This is a genomic window from Wolbachia endosymbiont (group A) of Volucella inflata, from assembly GCF_947250665.1.
GTDB classification, from domain to species: domain Bacteria; phylum Pseudomonadota; class Alphaproteobacteria; order Rickettsiales; family Anaplasmataceae; genus Wolbachia; species Wolbachia pipientis.
Window position 1 is genome coordinate 74,807 of the sequence record NZ_OX366338.1, and the last position, 20,031, is coordinate 94,837.

Below are 20,031 nucleotides of genomic sequence, written 5' to 3' on the forward strand. Positions count from 1 at the left end.
CATGTACACTGTATAGTATAGCAATGAAGCTGAATTTCAACATCTCATTTTCTAATCTATATACTCGCAATGGATTAATAAAATTAGATGAGACATTTTTGAATTATATCAAATCATGTGATGAGAGCTTGTTTTGTTCATTAATTGAAGCAAGAGAAAAAGCAGCTTCTTCTTCGATGTCATCCCAGTGTCACCTCCCATCATCCCAGTGCTTGACACTGGGATCTAGAAAACAAGAAGGACGGTCAGCTACTTGGATGACAGATAGTCAGTTAATAGTAGACCTCTCATATTTACTTGATGAATTTATTGCAAAACTTTTCAATGTTGAAAAAGAAATAGAGGAGCTAAAGAAAAAGCACAACGACTTTGCTGTAATATATAAGTGCAAAAGATTATTTGTCCAACGCTATGCATTGAAGAAATACACTAATGTGGCGAATATAGATATTACTAACAAACTAAGTCATTTTCTCACTTTGCCAACAACAGAAAAAAATTTTGCTGAGCAGGTGATGCATTGGTTTGAAGATAAAGAAAATCACAAAGAAGAAATAGAACTTGCAGCACAATATGCAGTGTGGAGAGTAAAAAATAAACAGAGTATATTATTCAGTATTCATAAAAAAATCGACCACGAAAACCTCATATCATTTTCTAAAAAAGAAGTAGACAAAGTTGAAGTGCTGCATTCAAATGAAGTAAAAAGACGATATGGTTTTGATCTAACAAGCAAAAAGGTGAGTTTGAATAAAGCACTAGATAATGCTCACTACTGTATATTTTGTCATAAGCAAAGTAAGGACAGCTGCTCAAAGGGGCTAATCAATGATGACAACACTTTCAAAAAGTCTCCACTTAGAGTTGAGCTGCACGGCTGCCCACTAGAGCAGAAAATATCAGAAATGAATCTGGTGAAAAGCGAAGGGTACAGCATAGCAAGTCTTGCAATTGTGATGATAGATAACCCGTTATGTGCAGCTACTGGACACAGAATATGCAATGACTGCATGAATTCGTGCATATATCAAAAACAAGAACCCGTAAATGTGCCAGCAATTGAAACAAGGATTCTGGATGATGTACTCAGTTTACCGTACGGATTTGAAATATATTCTCTGCTCAGCCGTTGGAATCCTTTAAATTTTCAGCGTTCATTGCCAAGAGAAAACACCGGAAAAAACATTCTAATTGTAGGCCTTGGTCCTGCTGGTTTTAATTTAGCTCATCATTTGTTGAACGATGGGCATAACGTTATCACCATTGATGGACTAAAGATTGAACCTTTGATCGATAATTTCCAGCTAATTAAAGATTTCAAACACGAAAAATTGAGTGAACGCACGGCAGGAGGGTTTGGTGGGGTGGCAGAATATGGTATTACTTCTCGGTGGGATAAGAATTACTTAAAGATTATTAGATTACTGCTGGAAAGACGTGAGCATTTCGCACTTTATGGAGGCATTCGTTTTGGTGGCACGATTAATGTTGATGACGCGTTCAACTCGGGTTTTGATCACATCGCCCTAGCACTTGGCTCTGGCAAGCCACGAATGATCAAAATAAAGAATATACTAGCTCGTGGAGTGCGTATGGCATCTGACTTTCTTATGTCGTTACAACTGACTGGCGCTCTTAAATTTGATTCTATAGCAAATCTGCAAGTTCGTATGCCGATAGTTGTAATAGGGGCTGGGCTTACTGCGATTGACACTGCCACTGAAGCTTTAGCGTATTATCCAATTCAAGTAGAAAAATTTCTCCTTCGTTATGAGATATTAGTTGATAAGTATGGAAAGGACTGTGTTGAAAAAGATTGGACAGAAGAAGAGCACGAAATTGCGAATGAGCTCATATCGCACGCAAAGTTGATCCAAGCAGAGCAAGAATTAGCAAAAAAAGAGAGTAGAGAAATAAAAATATTAGAGTTAATGCAGAGTCTTGGGGAAGTGAAAGTTGTATATAGAAAAGAGCTGAAAGACTCGCCAAGTTATCGATTAAATAGCGAAGAGGTGCAAAACGCATTATCAGAAGGGATTTACTTTATTGAAAACTTAGAGCCAGTTGAAGTTGTGACAGATAAATATAACCATGCTGAGTCAATAAAACTGATAGACACAAAATCCGGCGAAATCAAACGTATAAAAGCACGTTCTATTTTTATAGCAGCAGGTACTGAGCCAAATACAGTTATTGCAACAGAAGATAAAAAGCATTTTAAATTAAGTAATGGGTATTTTACTCATTTGAATTCATCAGGAAAAGAAATAGACCCAATATTTTCTCCTAAAATGCAAAATAAAGATAGAATATTAGTGTATAAGCAAGGCAATAAAACAATCAGCTTTTTTGGTGATCTTCACCCTTCGTATAGTGGCAGCGTCGTGAAAGCTATGGCAAGTGCTAAGAACGGCTACCCTATTATTTCTCAGCTTTTGAGCGGAGTTAATAGCTTCGTTTCTGTCATTCCAGTGTGTGATGTTGTGGGCCAGAAAAAAAATACGTGGTCAAGTGTTGAAGACCTGGCTAATAAAGAATTCTTTAATAGAATCAAAGAGCAATTCACTGCAAAGGTTATAAAAGTTCAATATTTAACAGACAAAGTTGTGGAAATAGTGATCAAAGCACCACTTGCGGCAAAGAATTTTAAGCCTGGGCAATTCTTTAGATTGCAAAATTTTGAAACCAATGGCAGAAAAGCCAATAATACAAACCTTGCTATGGAAGGTATAGCCGTAACCGGCACTGAAGTAGACAAAAAAAAAGGAATTATTTCCACTATTGTGCTGGAAATCGGCGGCTCCACTAATTTATGCAGACACTTAAGAGAAGGCGAGCAAATAATTCTTATGGGCCCAACTGGCAGACCTACTGAGGTTTACTAAGTCTCAATATTAAAGTGATGCCAAATTTTATTTCAAAAAGTAAATAATTTACTAACGCTCGTGCACAAATTAAAAATAAATTATGCACGAGTGTAGCGTTATGAATTAGGAGTGCTATATTAAAGCTTACCTCACTATTAAAGCTATCGGTCAGATTAGATTAAAAACCTAATCTGACCGGTTTCTCTATAACCCTCTAAACCCTGATATAATTATATGATAATTAGTTTAATTAGTGGTTAATATGCAAATTGATTTTATTCATATATTGAGATAGCATAAACCATATTGGTTTTAATTATTGTGCAACTTTATAAATCGTCACTGTTACTTCTACTGACTGTATTAATAGTTATAGTCCTAAAATTACCTGAAAATTTGAGCATTGCAGTAAATTGGTCTCTCCCAATTCTAGATTTTGATTTATCTTTTCGTACCATACTAATATCTTTTTTATCAGTTGCATTTTTAGCTGTTCTACCAGCACAAAATTTGACTTTTTCAGAGATGCTATCTTTTGCTGCTTACACTATTAGTTCACTTTATGCAGTTTTATCTGAACATATGATATTGGTTATAATATTCTGTGAATTAATGACCGTCAGTGCATTTTTTACTATCGCAGCTGGCTGTAGAGATAGTGAACCTGCAATAAGGTACGCTTGTGTACACTTTTTCGTTGGAGTTATATTAATAGCAGGATTGGCACTTCAAAGCACTAACCTGATAATTTTGGGTTTATTGATAAACTGCGCTTGTTTTCCTTTTTCATTTTGGGTTGTTGATGCATATCCTGCTGCATCGCTACATGGCACCACATATCTCTCTTTATTTACCACTAAAGTCTCTTTTTTAGTGATGCTTTTACACACTTATAACCTATGGCAAGATTGTACTGAAATATTAGCGCTTGTAGGCGCCATCACTGCAATTTACAGCATTATATTTGCTTCTCTTGAGCAAAATATTCGCAGATTTTTATGCTATAACGTTGTAGGACAAATGGGCTTGCTGATTATTGCAGGAAGTTTGCTCAGTCCTTCGGAAAAAGCAATACCAATTTTGATACTGCATATAATCTTCTCTCTTGTTTATCAATCATTATTGTTTGTGGTCAGTAATTCGATTATTTCACAAACAAAAACAATTAGTTTTAATGGAGTGGGTAAACTGATGTCAATGGAAGGCATGTGTGCTATAATCGCAATACTTACAATGGCTGCATTTCCTGGAACCGTTGGATTTATCAGTAAATCATATATCACAGCTGAAATTGAAATGAACACTGTTGCCTTAAAAGGGTATAAAAATTTATATAAGCTTCTAAATTTGCTGCTTCATTTAAGCGTGGGGCTAAAGTTTCTTTATTACTTATTTATTGCAAAAAGTAAGTCAAAACCTTTAGCAGAGAGAGGAGGCAAAATGACTATGATTATTTTAGCATTTATATGCGTAATCGCTGGCAATCCTTACTTACCTATTTACAATAAACCTTCGATTTTCGATTTTGTGTACAACACAAAAAATATTTTGTCGCAATTTAATTTGTTACTATGTACCACTTTATTGTTTATTCCTTTACGCAAGTTATTTTACCCGAGAGTAAATTTTAAAATGGATGTTGATTGGATTTTTAGAACTTTCATATCCTATATTGTCTTGTTGTTCAATCAGTTAGTCTCTAAAACTAGAGAAATGTTTGCCAGCGTAGTGCAAAACTTGACTAATCCACTTACTGGTTTATACTTTAATAATATTACTAAACTTAAAGAAGTGCTGGGTTATAACTCAGTGAGTTTTGTTTCAGCTTCTTCTCTCTTTTTAATGAGTATTCTACTAATGCTATTATGTTTAAATCGTTAACTGAAAGTTTAAATTCTGTATTTAGTAAACTGAGAGGAAAGTCAATCATTTCTGAAGATGATTTTAATCTTGCCATGCGTGAAATACGTATAGCTTTAATTGAAGCTGACGTTTCACTTGAAGTTGCAAAAAAATTCATCAACGACATTAAAGATAAAGTGATTGGGGAAAAAGTCATAAAAAGTGTTTCTCCAGCACAAATGATAATTAAAATTGTGCAGGATAATTTAGTTGCAGTTCTCGGATCAGAGAAAAGTGACTTAAATCTAGCAGTTAAATCTCCTGCTGTGATTATGATGGTGGGCTTACAAGGTGCAGGTAAAACAACTACCTCAGGAAAGCTTGCTTTAAAACTAAAAAAGCAAAAGAAAAAAGTGATGCTTGCCTCTTTAGACATTTATAGGCCTGCTGCCCAGAAACAACTTGAGGTGCTGGGTAAACAAATAGACGTACAAACTTTATCTATAGTAATAAATGAGGAGCCTATTGCAATTACAAAAAGGGCACTGGCAGCAGCAAAGAACGATAATTATGATGTATTAATACTAGACACCGCAGGCAGGCTTCATATTGACAATAATATGATGAATGAGTTGAAAGCCGTAAAGGAAATAGCTTCACCTGCAGAAGTTATTTTAGTAGCCGACGCAATGATAGGCCAGGATGCGGTCAACATTGCCAAATCATTCAATGAGGTAATAGGTGTAACTGGCATTATTCTTACTCGTGTTGATGGTGATGCACGTGGTGGTGCTGCTCTTTCTATGAAAATGATCACCGATTGTCCAATTAAATTTATTGCTTGTGGTGAAAAATTAAGTGACCTCGATGATTTTTATCCTGATAGAATTGCAAAAAGGATACTTAGCATGGGTGATGTTGTATCATTGGTTGAAAAAGCTGCTGAGATTGTTGGTCAGGAAGAAATTGATAAGTTACAAAAGAAAGTAAAAAAGGGTAAATTCGACCTAAATGACCTAGTGGGAATGTTAAAAACTCTGAGTAAAATGGATGGTATTAGCAACATAATGAAATTCATTCCTAGTTCATTCACAAAAAAGCTAAGTAGCAGTGTGCCAGATGACAATAAAGTGAAAAAATATATAGCCATCATAAACTCAATGACCGAAAAAGAAAGGCAAAAACCAGATATTTTAAATGGCAAAAGAAGACTTAGAATTTCTAAGGGGTCCGGAACAAGTGTAACTGACGTTAATCTTCTGATTAAGCAGTATAATCAAATGAGCTCTATGGTAAATAAGTTCAGTAAAGTTGACCATAGTAAACTCAAAGAATCTGATTTGATGGATATGCTAAGCAGAAAGTAAGTAACCTTACCTTTAGCTATATCAAAAGCCGGCTTAGGTCTCGCAAAAAGATTTACAGCTTCCCTGTTTGCACTCCTAACCTTTTCTTATTGATTAACAGCAGGTTCTTTGTTACAGTTCATAGTTATGCAAAGAAACTTAAAGCCTCATGAGTTTATTTACAGCCAGTGATTTACATAATTTGGAACTGTATAGCTGAGTATTGTATATGATAATATTAATAACAAACGATGATGGTTTTGGAAGTGAAGGAATAAAATTACTCAAAGAGGTTGCACGGAATTTTGCGTCAGAAATATGGATAGTGGCACCAGATACTGATAGAAGCGGAGCTGCAAGATCTCTTGATTATCCAGTGAAACAATCTATTGGAATAAAACAACATAGTGAAAGGGAATTTAGTGTGTCTGGTACTCCTGCAGATTGTGTCATTATTGCGCTAAATAAAGTTATGAATAAAAAACCAGACTTAATATTGTCCGGAGTAAATATTGGATCAAATGTCGGGAACGATATTTGTTATTCAGGAACAATTGGTGCTGTAATGGAAGGTGCTGCAAGGTCTATACCTTCTATTGCGCTGAGCCAAGTTTATCATGATAAAATAGACTGGCACAATACAAAGGTTTTTGCACCAAAGGTTATTGCCAAGCTAGTTAAGGTTGGTTGGCCTAAAAACATAGTGATGAGTGTAAATTTTCCTGCTACGGAAAAAGTAAAAGGAGTAGAATTTGCTGAACAAGGTGAATATAACATTGATGGGGATTTAACTTTTACTGAAAATTCGAATGGCTCTTTTAGCTTAAATTGGTCTCGAGAACACTCAGGCAGTGGTAGTGTAAATAAAATAAAAGAAGGATTTATTACTATCACACCAGTAAAATTAGATTTTACAGATTATGATACATTGAATGCTATGAAAAATTCTTGTGCAAACGAATTTTCTTCTATAGCTGACTGAGAAAAACATTTGCATTGCTCCTAATTAGATGTTTTCTATTGTGTTATCGCGAGCAATTATTTTTTCTTCACCTGTATCCATGTTTTTAATCTTTAAAGTTTTACTACTCAATTCTTCATCGCCAAAAATTAAAGCAGCTTTAGCATTTGCTTGATTTGCTTTTTTCATTCGGGTTCTGAGCGTTCCGCTATATTCATAGATTACATATAAACCATTTCTGCGCAATTCATTTGCAAGTGTTAAAGCATGTTTTTCAACCTCTCTACCGATTGGAATTAGGTAAATAGGCCGCTCTTCTTTCGGAGAATAATTGATTAACTCCATTATGCGCTCAATACCCCCTGCAAATCCTATTGCTGGAGTGTGTTTTCCACCTACTGAAGATACTAAATTATCGTATCTTCCACCGGCAAAAACTGCCCCTTGTGCACCTAAATCCTCTGTAACAAACTCAAACACTGTGTGGCAATAATAATCCAAACCTCGAACTAGTTTATTGTTTACGGTATAAGGTATATCAAGAATTGTTAATCCATTTAGTATTTGTTCAAAGAAATCTGAGGACTCTTTCGTATAATAATTGCTGATTTTAGGCGCATCAGAAATTATTGATTTATCTTTCTCATCCTTGGAATCCAGTATTCTGAGTGGATTTTTGATCAACCTATTTTTGCTATCTTCTGATAGATCATTTTGATACTTTGTAAAGTATAAGATCAAAGCTTCTCTATATTTAGTTATTGTTTCACCATCACCTAAAGAGTTGATTTCCAGCTTTACATTTTTATTGATGCCAAATTCAGTTAGTAAGTGCTGAGTGAGTGATATCAATTCAACATCGGCTTTTGAATCTTCTACACCAAAAACCTCAAAATTTATCTGATGAAATTGCCTCTGTCTTCCCTTTTGCGGTCTTTCGTAACGAAATGCAGGCCCTGTTGAAAATAATTTTATCGGCGTTTGCAGTTTTTTTTCAATGAGTAGCCTGACAACTGCTGCAGTGAACTCAGGACGTAAAGTTATGCTCTTTTCCCCTTTATCATTAAAGGTGTACATCTCTTTAGTGATGATGTCTGAGCTATCACCTAAAGTCTTTGTGAAAACTTCCGTATATTCAAATATCGGAGTTTGAGCAGGCAAAAAGCCATATAGACTTGAGATTCTGCTTGCTGTTTGCTCTATGTGTTTAAACTTGTACCATTCATCAAACAGGAGATCTTTTGTTCCTCTAACCGTTTGATTAGTCATAGTGTGGTCTCTATACCTGCAACCTCTGGTATGTGGTAGCTCAGCATATTCTGCACTCCTTGCTTTAAAGTAATTGCAGCACTTGGGCATCCAGAGCAAGCTCCTTGTAGCTCAACATAAACTATCCCGTCTTTATAGCTACGAAATTTGATATCGCCACCATCTTGAGCAACTGCAGGTTTGATACAACTTTCCATCAATTCTTTTATTCTATTTACAATTTCTATATCACTTTCATCAAAAAATTCCTTATCTGGATCATTCACTCCTTCTTTATCTAGTGCTTTTCCACCTGAAGTAAAGTGATCCATAATTGTAGTTAAAATTTCCACTTTTAATATATCCCAATTAATCCCACCAGATTTTGTCACTGAAATAAAATCATGGCCAAAAAATACTCTCACTACATGTTCTATTTGAAAAAGATTTGCTGCTAACTTGGAGTTTTTTGTTTCGTCCGCATTTGAAAAATCAGCCGTTTCTCCTTCGTTTAGAATTGCAAATCCAGGAAGAAATTTCAGTGTGTTTGGATTTGGTGTTTCTTCAATCTGGATGAACATGTTATTTACCATGACGATTATAATTGTTACTATTTAATCATAAAATGATAAAAAAATATACATGTCATTCATCTTTTTTCTTTTTTTAGTATTCATAGTAATTATATTTATTTTGCCTAGGTGTACAGTCCCAGAGTGTGATGGTATGATAAAATATGAGAAAAAAATACCATCAAAGGAGGAGTTATGGGACAAATATTACATGGGTGCGCCAAAACAACACAGACGATTCGTAGAGCAATACAAAATAGAAAAGAGAGCATAGCAAAACTCTCCAAGCATTATAACCTTAATCCAAAAACTATTATTAAGTGGAGAAAACGTTCATTTACGAAAGATGCTGATATGGGTCCAAAGCGTCCAAGATCGACTGTTTTAACGCTAGAAGAGGAAGCTATAATAGTTACATTTCGCAAGTATACACTACTGCCACTAGATGATTGCCTTTACGCTCTGCAGTCTACAATTCCGCATTTGACTCGCTCTAGCTTGCATCGTTGTTTACAAAGACACAACATTAGCAGATTACCAACTGTTGATGGAGAAGTTAAGTCAAAAAAGAAATTCAAACAATATCCTATCGGTTACTTTCATATTGATATTGCTGAAGTTAGAACTGAGGAGGGCAAATTACATTTGTTTGTTGCTATTGATAGGACATCCAAATTTACCTATGTTGAGTTGCGTAACAGTGCTACAAAACCCATAGCTGCTGAGTTCTTACGTAATTTGATTAGAATTTTACCGTATAAAATCCATACTATTTTGACAGATAACGGTATACAATTTACAAACCAGAAGCGTCATAAGTATGCTTTCCAACATATATTTGATAGAGTTTGCGAAGAGAATGTTATTGAACATCGTTTGACAAAAGTTAGCCATCCTTGGACGAATGGGCAAGTCGAGCGTATGAATAAAACTTTAAAGGATGCTACAGTTAAGAAGTATTACTATCAATCGCACCAGCAACTTAAAGAACACCTTTATAACTTTGTTATGGCTTATAATTATGCAAAGAGACTCAAAACTCTTAAGGGTCTTACTCCTTATGAATTTATATGTTATCAGTGGACACAGTCTCCAGAATTATTTATACTAAATCCACACCATCACACTCTGGGACCATACACCTAGTAATATAGAGAATGCTGTATTTAAGCTATAAAAACAAATTTACCAAGCTTTGAAATGTTAATTACATGGAGAAGTATGTATGACAAACACCAAGTTAGAGAGAAGCCGGATGTGGTGAAAGTCACAAGTCCGGTTTTGAAGTCGAGTGGGGAGAGGTGACTTTCTCCACTTAGATAACTGGATTTAATCCTGAAGCAAGTCAAAATGAAGTCAATAAAGCATATCAAAATTTAATGAAATTAGTTCACCCAGATATAAGGAGGCTCAGAGTATTTTGCACAGAAATTAAACGCAGCACGTGATAGGTTGCTGAAGAGGTAATTAATATTGCTTTAAAGTTTTTATTTGTGCGTAAAGGATAAGTTGCTACAATAAAAAAATAAGATAAAAGTAGCAATGGACATGTGTTCAGAAAGGTTTAAGTTATGCAGGAAGATAACAAAAAAGAAACAATAAAAGAAGAAAAAGGCATATTAGGATGGATAGAATATAGATTGCCTATATTTTCTTTTCTAAGACACACTGCTTCTTACCAAGTGCCAAAAAACTTAAATTATGCTTGGAACTTTGGCTCTTTGGCTGGTATAGCGCTGATTTTACAAATAATAACAGGTATATTTCTTGCTATGCACTACACTCCGCATGTTGATTATGCGTTTAATAGTGTAGAGCGCATAATGCGAGATGTGAATTACGGGTGGTTAATACGCTACACTCATGCTGTTGGAGCATCGCTCTTCTTTATGGTAGTCTATGTTCATATAATGCGTGGATTATATTACGGATCTTATAAAAGACCGAGAGAGATGGTGTGGTTTATTGGAATATTTATATTTTTTGCAATGATGGCAACTGCCTTTATGGGATATGTATTGCCTTGGGGACAAATGAGTTTCTGGGGTGCAACAGTTATAACCAACTTATTTTCTGCTATACCTTTAATTGGCAATAAAATAGTTATATGGTTATGGGGTGGTTTTTCAGTGGATAACCCAACACTTAACCGTTTTTTTGCTCTGCATTATCTTCTGCCTTTTGTTATTATTGCTTTAGCTATGCTTCATGTGATAGCTCTGCATAGGTTTGGCTCTGGTAACCCAAGTGGAGTGGAGGTAAAATCAGATAAGGATACCATCCCTCTCTATCCTTATTATATAGTCAAGGATTGCATAACTTTTGGTCTGTTTTTTGTAGTTTTGTTCGCATTTGTTTTCTATGCTCCCAATTATCTTGGGCATCCAGACAATTATATAGAAGCTGATTCTATGGTCACTCCGGTACATATAGTGCCAGAGTGGTATTTTTTACCTTTTTATGCAATGCTACGTTCAATTCCAGATAAACTTACTGGTGTGCTTACCATGTTTGCGTCTATTTTAGTGTGGTTTTTGTTACCTTGGCTTGATAAATCAAAAGTTAAAAGTGGTGCTTATCGCCCGGTGTTTAAGAAATTTTTTTGGGTTTTTGCAATAAATTTTGTACTTCTTGCCTGGCTTGGAGGACAAGAGGTAAAAGAGCCTTACATCACTATGAGTAGGCTATCTACTCTTTATTACTTTGCATACTTTGTGATAGCTTTACCACTGCTTAGTAAGTATGAAAAGCCAAAAGAACCACCAAAAACCTTAAGTGATTCTGTGCCGGAGATGAGGTGATGTCAATTCAAAGCAGATCTCTTACAAAATTCTCTGTCATCCCAGAACTCTCTTCTGTCATCCCAGAGCCCTCTTCTTTCACCCCAGAGCTCTCTTCTGTCATCCCAGAGCCCTCTTTTGTCATCCCAGTGCTTGACACTGGGATCCAGAAAAAAAATAAATGGATTCCAGCATCATGTACACAATTGTATGAACGTTGTATACAACACACAGTGTCATTCCACTATCTTCCGTTGTCATCCCAGTGCTTGACACTGGGATCCAGGTATAAAAATACTTACAAATCATGCAATGGACAACAGATTCTAGGAGTGCATGATAACCATAATGTCAGTGATGAAATAAGCTGGATTCCAGTGTCAGCTACTTGCATGACATCAATTCGAAATTTACTAAAACAGTGGTTATGCATGGGATCTAATGTATTTGCAATCTTCTGCATGTTATTTCTATCTAGTCTTATATCTGCAGAAGAATTTAAATCATCACCAAATAAGAAAATAGACTGGAAATTTGATGGAATTGTCGGATCTTTCGATAGAGAGTCAATTCAGCGTGGCTATAAAGTGTATAAAGAAGTCTGTGCTGCTTGTCATTCAATGAATAGGGTAGCATTTCGTAATTTGCAAGATGTCGGTTTTTCTGAAGAAGATGTAAAACAAATAGCAGCTTCTTATCAAGTTAAAGATGGTCCGAATGATTTGGGTGAAATGTTTGACAGACCTGGAGTACCTTCGGATTATTTTATTGCGCCTTTTGATACAAAAGAAGCAGCTGCAGCAAGCAACAATGGTGCAGTCCCACCAGACTTATCATTAATTATTAAAGCAAGGCATGATGGTGCAAATTATGTCTATTCATTGTTAACAGGCTATCAAAACGGCGAACACGATGAAAATGATTTATATTTTAATTCGTATTTTCCAACAGGCAGATTAGCTATGGCGCCACCACTTTCTGAAGGAATGGTGGAATATGATGGTGCAAGGCAAGCCACAGTTGAAAATATGGCGTATGATGTGATAAATTTTTTACAATGGGCAGCAGAGCCAGAATTAGAGCGCCGGCATAAACTTGGATTAAAAGTAGTGGCGTATTTTATAATTTTAACAGTGTTTTTTGTATTAACTAACAACAAAGTTTGGAGCAAGCTCTATAAAAAGAAGTGATAGTCAATTTTGCCTCAAGCACAATGGTTGTCATCCAAGTAGCTAACACTGGTTCCTTTATGACGGTGTCATCCGAGTAGCTGACACTGGGATGGCTTTGTCGCATCGTACCTTATACGGTAATAATTTACGATAAATTCATGTAGCCATTTCGAATTTAGCCATACCAATGTCAGTAAATTTATTAAGCAAATAGCACTTAATGAGCAGTTCTTTTTCACGATTTATAGCTCTTTTCATAGAAGTCCGGATGTGATAAGGATAGATAATGATAAGGAGGTTGAATGCCAGCAGCATATAGTTATGATTTAAGAAAAAAAGCAATGGAGGCGCTAGGCTCTGTGGACAAAAAATATGAAAAGAGAGAAAAAGATGGTAGTTTAGCCTAATAGGTAAAAAATGGAGAAACTACCATATGCAATATTACATCAAAGAGGAAAATTGGAAACAAATTTTAGAGTTCATAAAAAGCGTAAAAGGAATGCACAGCAAAGATGAAAAACGTTTAAGAATATTCATAGAGGCAGTGTGGTACATAGTGCGAAGTGGTTGCCAATGGAGACTTTTACCAAAAACTTATGGTAATTACAGGAATATACATAAGCGATTTAAAAGATGGTGTGAAAGAGATGTCTGGAAAAAATTGCTTGAATATACTAAACAAGAGCCTGATTTAGAAGTTGCTATAATCGACGGTACGATCATCCGAGGCCATCCATGTTCATCTGGATATACAAAAAACTCCAAGGATCAAGAAGCTTTAGGGAGGAGCAAAGGTGGCTTTACAACTAAAATACATGCGCTTGTCGATGCACTTGGAAATCCACTTAAATTTACTCTGACTCCTGGTCAAAGAAATGAAATTACGCAGGCACAAGTGTTGACCGAAAGTATCTATAACTCTACTGTAGTAGCTGACAAGGGCTACGATAGCAATGCCTTTGTTACAAGTCTTGAAGACAAGGGATGTACAGTAGTTATTCCGCCAAAACGGAATCGAAAAGTGCAAAGGTATTACGATGAGCATATCTACAAAGAACGTCATTTGATTGAGTGTTTTTTTGGTAAAATTAAAAATTTTAGGCGCATTTTTTCCAGATTTGATAAAACTGCTGAGGTTTTTATGGGTTTTCTCAATTTTGTTGGAGCTCTTGTATGGCTTCTCTAAAATTTTGTCCACAGAGCCTAGGAAAAACATTCCTCTATTCACATCTTTTCGTCATGCTGTTGATTCTGCTTTTCTATGAACTTTCCGGACTATTATGAAAAGAGCTATACTACCCATATGCTGCACTTGGAGTAATATTTGTAAAAAATACAACCAAAGTGCAGGATTATTTGTGGGAACTCCTGATAACACAAATGCTAATAAGTCAAGAATTTCAAGGATAACGTGGAAAAATGTTTACGTACACACGGGTTATAGTAGCAGCTTTGCTGGATCTGGGAATGTAGAAATTCCAGCAGGAAAAACAGTTGCAGTATTACTTTATACATCATCTTATCTATATTCCAGAGGAAAAGTTAGTGAAGGTATGCTTTCAGGTGATATACATATCTATAGTCAATTTATCCAGTGGGGGATTTATAACATACGTAACAATTTTCTAACCACAGGACTTGAAGTAGATGTGGAAAGGACGCTAAGGGCTTGGCAATGTCCAGGATTGGACGCTACATATAAAATTTGGGTGTGAGAAGAAATTGTGACCATTTACATACATTTTGAAAACAACAAGCAAATTGAAACAACAACGCTTGAAAGTAAGCCAACAGGGAATGATTGGTATGAAGCACCAAAGAGTTTTGACTGGCAAAAAAGTTATTGTTTAACAGAAGGAGGGAAAATTGTTGAAAGGAGTAAAGAGGATATTGAGCTGGAATTACTGGAAACTGCGAAACTTTCTGCACTTTCTAGTCTCCGTACTTATTATAATAACTATACTCACCAATACGCAGGAGCTTCTCATCAGAAGTCTAAGTCGTATGAGATACAAGCGAAAGCCGCAAAGAACATTCTAGGCTCTGTGGACAAAATTTTAGAGAAGCCATACAAGAGCTCCAACAAAATTGAGAAAACCCATAAAAACCTCAGCAGTTTTATCAAATCTGGAAAAAATGCGCCTAAAATTTTTAATTTTACCAAAAAAACACTCAATCAAATGACGTTCTTTGTAGATATGCTCATCGTAATACCTTTGCACTTTTCGATTCCGTTTTGGCGGAATAACTACTGTACATCCCTTGTCTTCAAGACTTATAACAAAGGCATTGCTATCGTAGCCCTTGTCAGCTACTACAGTAGAGTTATAGATACTTTCGGTCAACACTTGTGCCTGCGTAATTTCATTTCTTTGACCAGGAGTCAGAGTAAATTTAAGTGGATTTCCAAGTGCATCGACAAGCGCATGTATTTTAGTTGTAAAGCCACCTTTGCTCCTCCCTAAAGCTTCTTGATCCTTGGAGTTTTTTGTATATCCAGATGAACATGGATGGCCTCGGATGATCGTACCGTCGATTATAGCAACTTCTAAATCAGGCTCTTGTTTAGTATATTCAAGCAATTTTTTCCAGACATCTCTTTCACACCATCTTTTAAATCGCTTATGTATACTCCTGTAATTACCATAAGTTTTTGGTAAAAGTCTCCATTGGCAACCACTTCGCACTATGTACCACACTGCCTCTATGAATATTCTTAAACGTTTTTCATTTTTGCTGTGCATTCCTTTTACGCTTTTTATGAACTCTAAAATTTGTTTCCAATTTTCCTCTTTGATGTAATATTGCATATGGTAGTTTCTCCATTTTTTACCTATTAGGCTAAACTACCATCTTTTTCTCTCTTTTCATATTTTTTGTCCACAGAGCCTAGAATGTTGAAACATCTCCTTAAAAACCTCTTTTGCAAATGAACGATAATTCTTTTCTCCATCTTTATTATTTTTAACCAAGCTAATATGTTTTTTATATAATCGGTCAACAAAATCCCTATCTATATTCTCTCCGTTAATGATGAAATCCATTCTATTAATGTCTTTATATGCTTGCTCACCAGAATTTGCGCTTTTATTATCTTTAGCTCTTAATTTATTAAAACCAAATTCTTTAATTTTAGCCTTTAATGTAACTATTGGATTTGCTTCTGTCATACTTCCCCCTTACTAAAGCCTTCAAAATTAATTATACTATAGGAATTGTTAATAGATTATTGACGATATATAAGTGTAACGATGGCTTTGTACTACCTGTATAATAAATACGCTAAGGCAAAAATTTAGCTGTAGAAAGAATAATGCAACTTTATCGCATTTCATTTTACTATAACTTGACTATAAGAAAAAATCTTATTTTGATTACTACGAGTAGTTCTATAAACCAAATTAATTGTAAAAAAGAGCGAGTGATTTGTGTAGAGCTTAAGATAATTCGTTTCTTAGATTGCTAATTATCTTAGTTAATATTTAATACCTTCTACCTAGCAATTTCTTCCCTCGAATTAGAAACCCTTCTTAATTCTTCACGTTCTGCCCATGAAACCTTTTTGTTGTTAGACTCGCTTATTACTTCAGGACGAATTAATCCACCAGATCTTTCAAAATATCCCTGTTCAATAGCATCGTAGACATAATAATTACCAAGTGCACAATCCTCGCCTAATTCTTCTTTATGACCTTCGAATTTTTCCAATACTTCCTCTTTATTACTCACTTCTACTATAATTTTGCTTTTATTCTGTATGTCAGGATACAGCCTAACGTCTACATTTCCCAAACTAGTATAGAAGGTTAATACTATATCGCTGCCTTCTGTAAGATCTGTGTAATACCTTATTCCACCTTCGGTTTGAATTTCTACTTCACTACTACCGATCTTTACTATATTTCTTCCACACTTTACATCTCCATCGGTTAGACCTAAATCCCTTGCCCCATCTGTTATCTTTATAATGTCTATTTTACTATCTTTAGAATATTCTAAGTAAAAAACGGAGTTGTCTACTCTTGCATCTTTTAGCTCGCTATTGGTTGCACTTTTTGCGATTTCAATAAACTTATGAGAATTGCTAATATAATCTCTATAAGCTTTTTTTAGGTTAGTTTTATGCTCTTTAAATTTTGATGTCAGTGTGTTAGCATCAACTGTATTACCAAACACTGCCCCTTTTGATACTAATTGACATATTATATTACTAGCAACTTTAGGATTTTTTTCTAATTCACTGATTTTTTTCATCACATAATCGGTAAAAGTGTACTCATTACCTGAAAAGAAATCTTGTGAAGAAGAATAGTTTAATCGTACACCAGACTTTATAGCATCGTTTACAATCTCTTCAAGTTCAGCCATGTTTTGAGCCTGAAACACCTTATCAGAAAACTCATTTAACTTTTCCTTTTGATTTGAGGTTAAATTAACGAGTAATTTACTGGCCTGTCCTTTCTTTTGCTGACGATAAATAATATTTATACCATAATCTAATGCTCCTGCTTCTAGAAATACTTTTCTTAACTCTTGAGCAAGATCTTCATTATCCCAAGCAAAACGATCAACATACGAAAACACTTTTGATTCACCCATTCCTTGCCGAATATTTAGCACTACTTTTAGGTCTGAATCTCTTTTATGCTTACTTAAAAACTCCTTTAAATTTTTAGTGCAGTCTGAATCACATACAAGTAAGTCATACAATTCCTTATTCATCTTTTTCTGTTTATCAGTTAAAAATAATTCTTCAATATCATAGCAGAGATTATTAGTTGCTATTCGTTGTGGAGTTTTGCCCTTTCTACTTGTTATATTAGGTTTAGCTCCTTTCAAAAGAAGAGAGTTTGCATTATCGTAATGACCTTTGGCAGCAGCAAGGTATAATGGTGTTTTTCCTTTATTATCTTGTATGTTAGGATCTGCGCCTGCTTCTAAGAGTAAATCTATAGCCTGATTTCCTGTGCGACGAAATCCACCAATCTTTGCTCCTGCAATTGCATGTAATACTGTTGACTCAGATTCTCCTCTCTTTAGGTTAAGAATTACTTTTAAATCTTTATTACTTTTATTGTCATATAAAAATTCTTCAAGGGGATCAGTATTATCAAATGAACCACAGTTAGAAGCTAAACATTTTAGAGCACTAAGTAACTTTTTGTTTAAATTTTTTTGACTTGGCGTAAGATCGTGATCTAGAGCAAACCAAACACAAATTTGTTCGCTTAGTTCAAGTTTACTATCCATTAAAGATGGTGGTTCATTATAATTTCTAACTGATGGCAAATCCCCTGAGTACCACATATCATTCATCAGCTCATTTAATAAATGTTCTTTAGATGATAGATGTTCTATAATGGATTCATATTCAATATCATATAGTTCTGATTTGGATTTTGGCTTTAGTAGATTGATGATAGATTTTACCATCCCAGTAGACTCACCCATACTTACCCCTTAAGCTAAGATACATGATATATTGTATGCGATATGTAACATTAAGTCAATAACCATAATCTTTTTACTACTCATATGATTAAGCTTTTGTTAAGCTTTTATGGTAAGCAATATAAGATCTTTAGACAATCAAGCAGTATAGCATTTACCCTACAGTACGGCTTGTTGTCTGTTTTGAATTTGTTACTATCTCACACCAACTATTTTTTTTCTTTTCATTAGATAAGGTAATTTTTTCAGAAGATTGACGTAGTGTTTCATGTTTTTCAAAATATCCTCGTTTAATCGCATCATGTACTGAATATCCACCAAGTAAGCAATTTTCTCCTATTTCTTCCTTATCTTTTAATTGATCAAGTTTCTTCTTATCATCGTCACTTATCTTTACTTCAATTGTATTGTTGTCTTTATCACTAGAACGTAGATGAATACTAATCTTTCCTACTTCAGTAGTAAAAGACATTTCAATGCCACCTTCTAAAACGTCTGTATAATTTCTTTTTCCTCCTACATTTTCAACTCTTACTATACTCTTTCCAACATGAAATATATGATGTCTAAAACTTAAATCTTTCACTTTTGGATTATTTATAACTTTTGCAACCTCAACAGTGCTATCTTGCGAATATTTTACATAAAAATATCCATTATCCATTTCTACGTGTAAAGCTTTGCCTTGGGCACTACTGTTTATAATACCTTCATCTGCTACACTTTTTAGCTTGTTATCGATTTCTTCACGTTCTGCAAAAATCTCATAACTGAACCCATAAGTTGCATACAATAACTTATCATCATAAAAGGAACTGCATTTTACTCTTCCACCTTTTAATAGTAAATTACTCATGATATTGCGTATAATACCTATATTTTTGTCATCTGATACACCCTCGTAGGCAGGAATATCTCTTATTCCCTTAGAAACTAAACTTGTTATAGTCTCACTATCGTCTGATAAACTCTCATAAGGTGGTAATCCCTTATGCTGTCGTATTCTATCAGGGATATTTCTTATTTCCTTAAAAATTAAACTTGTTATAGTATACTTATCATCGTTATATTTTGAATTGAGTCTTATCCCTTTTTGCAAATATTTATTTGTTATGCACTCTATACGCTCTAAAGCAGTGTTTGTAAAATTTTCATGCTTATCCCTATAACCTTGATCATTTTTTGCTACTACATCTTTTAACTCTTTACAAAATTCATCAATTAGACTTCTCTCACTTTCAGTCAGTGGTAGATCTAGCTTAATTAAAGCAGAGTCTCTTGGACTAATAGGGTAATTTTTCCAATATAAATCACTATCATCAGTTTCACTCTGATACGACAATGTATGTTTTACACATGTGTCAACAGCCTCCCTAGTTTCATGTCTCTGATCAAGGTCATAACATTCCGAACGATTACTTATTCCTTGAACAAACAAACTATAATCATCTAAATCTGTTATGTCATCTTCAGGCGTTGTTCCCTCATTGCTATTACGCTCAATTTTTGAATGCCATGGCTCAGTATTTAATTCCTCTCCTAGCTTTTGTTCACTGATAGATTCTACAACATATTTTACTGACTCTGTACCCATACTACCTCCTAGCCTAGATATAGAATATATTATGTACAATATATAATATTAGTCAAGCTAATTTCAACATAATATTTTTACTACTCATATTTTTGTTAAGTTTTTATGGTGAGTACTACTACTAGGTTAAAAGTTGTTTATTACTGGAAGTTTTAGCCAATTTTACTATAGATCAACAAAATTGAGAACACCAGCTAT

General features: G+C 34.7%; 15 protein-coding genes and 3 pseudogenes. 10 read left to right on the forward strand and 8 right to left on the reverse strand.

What is annotated here, in order from left to right; all coding sequences use genetic code 11:
- Nucleotides 1-23 precede the first annotated feature (23 nt).
- From OOK85_RS00405 to surE, 4 genes are all read left to right on the forward strand, one after another.
- Complete coding sequence (locus OOK85_RS00405; protein WP_264703330.1) at nucleotides 24-2,885, forward strand: FAD-dependent oxidoreductase; 2,862 nt, start codon at nucleotides 24-26, stop codon at nucleotides 2,883-2,885.
- 303 nt (nucleotides 2,886-3,188) lie between these two features.
- A complete protein-coding gene (locus OOK85_RS00410; protein ID WP_264703332.1) occupies nucleotides 3,189-4,748 on the forward strand; it encodes a proton-conducting transporter transmembrane domain-containing protein in 1,560 nt (519 codons plus the stop codon).
- Entirely contained in the window at nucleotides 4,733-6,076 is a 1,344-nt protein-coding gene (gene ffh, locus OOK85_RS00415; protein WP_264703334.1) for a signal recognition particle protein, read from the forward strand. Before OOK85_RS00410 ends, ffh begins: the two co-directional genes overlap by 16 nt.
- 208 nt (nucleotides 6,077-6,284) lie before the next feature.
- Nucleotides 6,285-7,037 (forward strand): 5'/3'-nucleotidase SurE, encoded by a 753-nt coding sequence (gene surE / locus OOK85_RS00420; RefSeq protein WP_264703336.1) that lies wholly within the window; start codon nucleotides 6,285-6,287, stop codon nucleotides 7,035-7,037.
- 24 nt (nucleotides 7,038-7,061) lie between these two features.
- Here surE and hisS read toward each other — a convergent pair whose 3' ends face one another.
- Nucleotides 7,062-8,285, reverse strand: a complete 1,224-nt coding sequence (gene hisS, locus OOK85_RS00425) for a histidine--tRNA ligase (protein WP_264703338.1) — start codon at nucleotides 8,283-8,285, stop codon at nucleotides 7,062-7,064.
- A complete protein-coding gene (locus OOK85_RS00430; RefSeq protein ID WP_458694283.1) occupies nucleotides 8,282-8,845 on the reverse strand; it encodes a NifU family protein in 564 nt (187 codons plus the stop codon). Before OOK85_RS00430 ends, hisS begins: the two co-directional genes overlap by 4 nt.
- Nucleotides 8,846-9,031: 186 nt before the next feature.
- Between OOK85_RS00430 and OOK85_RS00435 the strand changes: the two genes are divergently transcribed.
- Nucleotides 9,032-9,982 carry an IS481 family transposase gene (locus OOK85_RS00435; protein ID WP_264702189.1) on the forward strand — a complete coding sequence of 317 codons (951 nt, stop codon included), beginning with the start codon at nucleotides 9,032-9,034 and terminating at the stop codon, nucleotides 9,980-9,982.
- Between the two features lie 425 nt (nucleotides 9,983-10,407).
- The gene (locus OOK85_RS00440; protein ID WP_264703343.1) at nucleotides 10,408-11,637 is read left to right on the forward strand and encodes a cytochrome b; all 1,230 of its coding nucleotides are present in this window, start codon (nucleotides 10,408-10,410) and stop codon (nucleotides 11,635-11,637) included.
- A 7-nt stretch (nucleotides 11,638-11,644) separates the two neighbouring features.
- Here OOK85_RS00440 and OOK85_RS00445 read toward each other — a convergent pair whose 3' ends face one another.
- Entirely contained in the window at nucleotides 11,645-11,848 is a 204-nt protein-coding gene (locus OOK85_RS00445) for a hypothetical protein (protein WP_264703345.1), read from the reverse strand.
- A gap of 199 nt (nucleotides 11,849-12,047) precedes the next feature.
- On the opposite strand from OOK85_RS00445, the gene OOK85_RS00450 reads away from it, so the two are divergent.
- Nucleotides 12,048-12,806, forward strand: a complete 759-nt coding sequence (locus OOK85_RS00450; RefSeq protein WP_010963022.1) for a cytochrome c1 — start codon at nucleotides 12,048-12,050, stop codon at nucleotides 12,804-12,806.
- A 138-nt stretch (nucleotides 12,807-12,944) separates the two neighbouring features.
- Here OOK85_RS00450 and OOK85_RS07945 read toward each other — a convergent pair.
- Nucleotides 12,945-13,043: pseudogene (locus OOK85_RS07945) on the reverse strand (IS5 family transposase); the annotation flags it as partial.
- A gap of 178 nt (nucleotides 13,044-13,221) precedes the next feature.
- Between OOK85_RS07945 and OOK85_RS00455 the strand changes: the two are divergent.
- The 3 genes and pseudogenes from OOK85_RS00455 to OOK85_RS00465 form a co-directional block, all read left to right on the forward strand.
- Nucleotides 13,222-13,974, forward strand: coding sequence for an IS5 family transposase (locus OOK85_RS00455; RefSeq protein ID WP_264702253.1), 753 nt, complete (start codon nucleotides 13,222-13,224; stop codon nucleotides 13,972-13,974).
- Nucleotides 13,975-14,081: 107 nt separating this feature from the next.
- Nucleotides 14,082-14,503 (forward strand): annotated as a pseudogene (locus OOK85_RS00460) (hypothetical protein); the annotation flags it as partial.
- 9 nt (nucleotides 14,504-14,512) lie between these two features.
- A pseudogene (locus OOK85_RS00465) lies at nucleotides 14,513-14,854 on the forward strand (hypothetical protein); the annotation flags it as partial.
- On the opposite strand, the gene OOK85_RS00470 reads toward OOK85_RS00465, so the two are convergent.
- The 4 genes from OOK85_RS00470 to OOK85_RS00485 form a co-directional block, all read right to left on the reverse strand.
- Complete coding sequence (locus OOK85_RS00470) at nucleotides 14,846-15,598, reverse strand: IS5 family transposase (protein WP_264702624.1); 753 nt, start codon at nucleotides 15,596-15,598, stop codon at nucleotides 14,846-14,848. The pseudogene OOK85_RS00465 and the gene OOK85_RS00470 sit on opposite strands and share 9 nt — an antisense overlap.
- A 57-nt stretch (nucleotides 15,599-15,655) precedes the next feature.
- The gene (locus OOK85_RS00475) at nucleotides 15,656-15,958 is read right to left on the reverse strand and encodes a hypothetical protein (RefSeq protein ID WP_264702622.1); all 303 of its coding nucleotides are present in this window, start codon (nucleotides 15,956-15,958) and stop codon (nucleotides 15,656-15,658) included.
- A gap of 322 nt (nucleotides 15,959-16,280) precedes the next feature.
- On the reverse strand, nucleotides 16,281-18,239 hold the full coding sequence (locus tag OOK85_RS00480) for an ankyrin repeat domain-containing protein (protein WP_264702620.1): 1,959 nt from the start codon (nucleotides 18,237-18,239) through the stop codon (nucleotides 16,281-16,283).
- Nucleotides 18,240-18,393: 154 nt separating this feature from the next.
- Nucleotides 18,394-19,833, reverse strand: a complete 1,440-nt coding sequence (locus OOK85_RS00485) for a hypothetical protein (RefSeq protein ID WP_264702618.1) — start codon at nucleotides 19,831-19,833, stop codon at nucleotides 18,394-18,396.
- Between the last annotated feature and the right edge of the window lie 198 nt (nucleotides 19,834-20,031).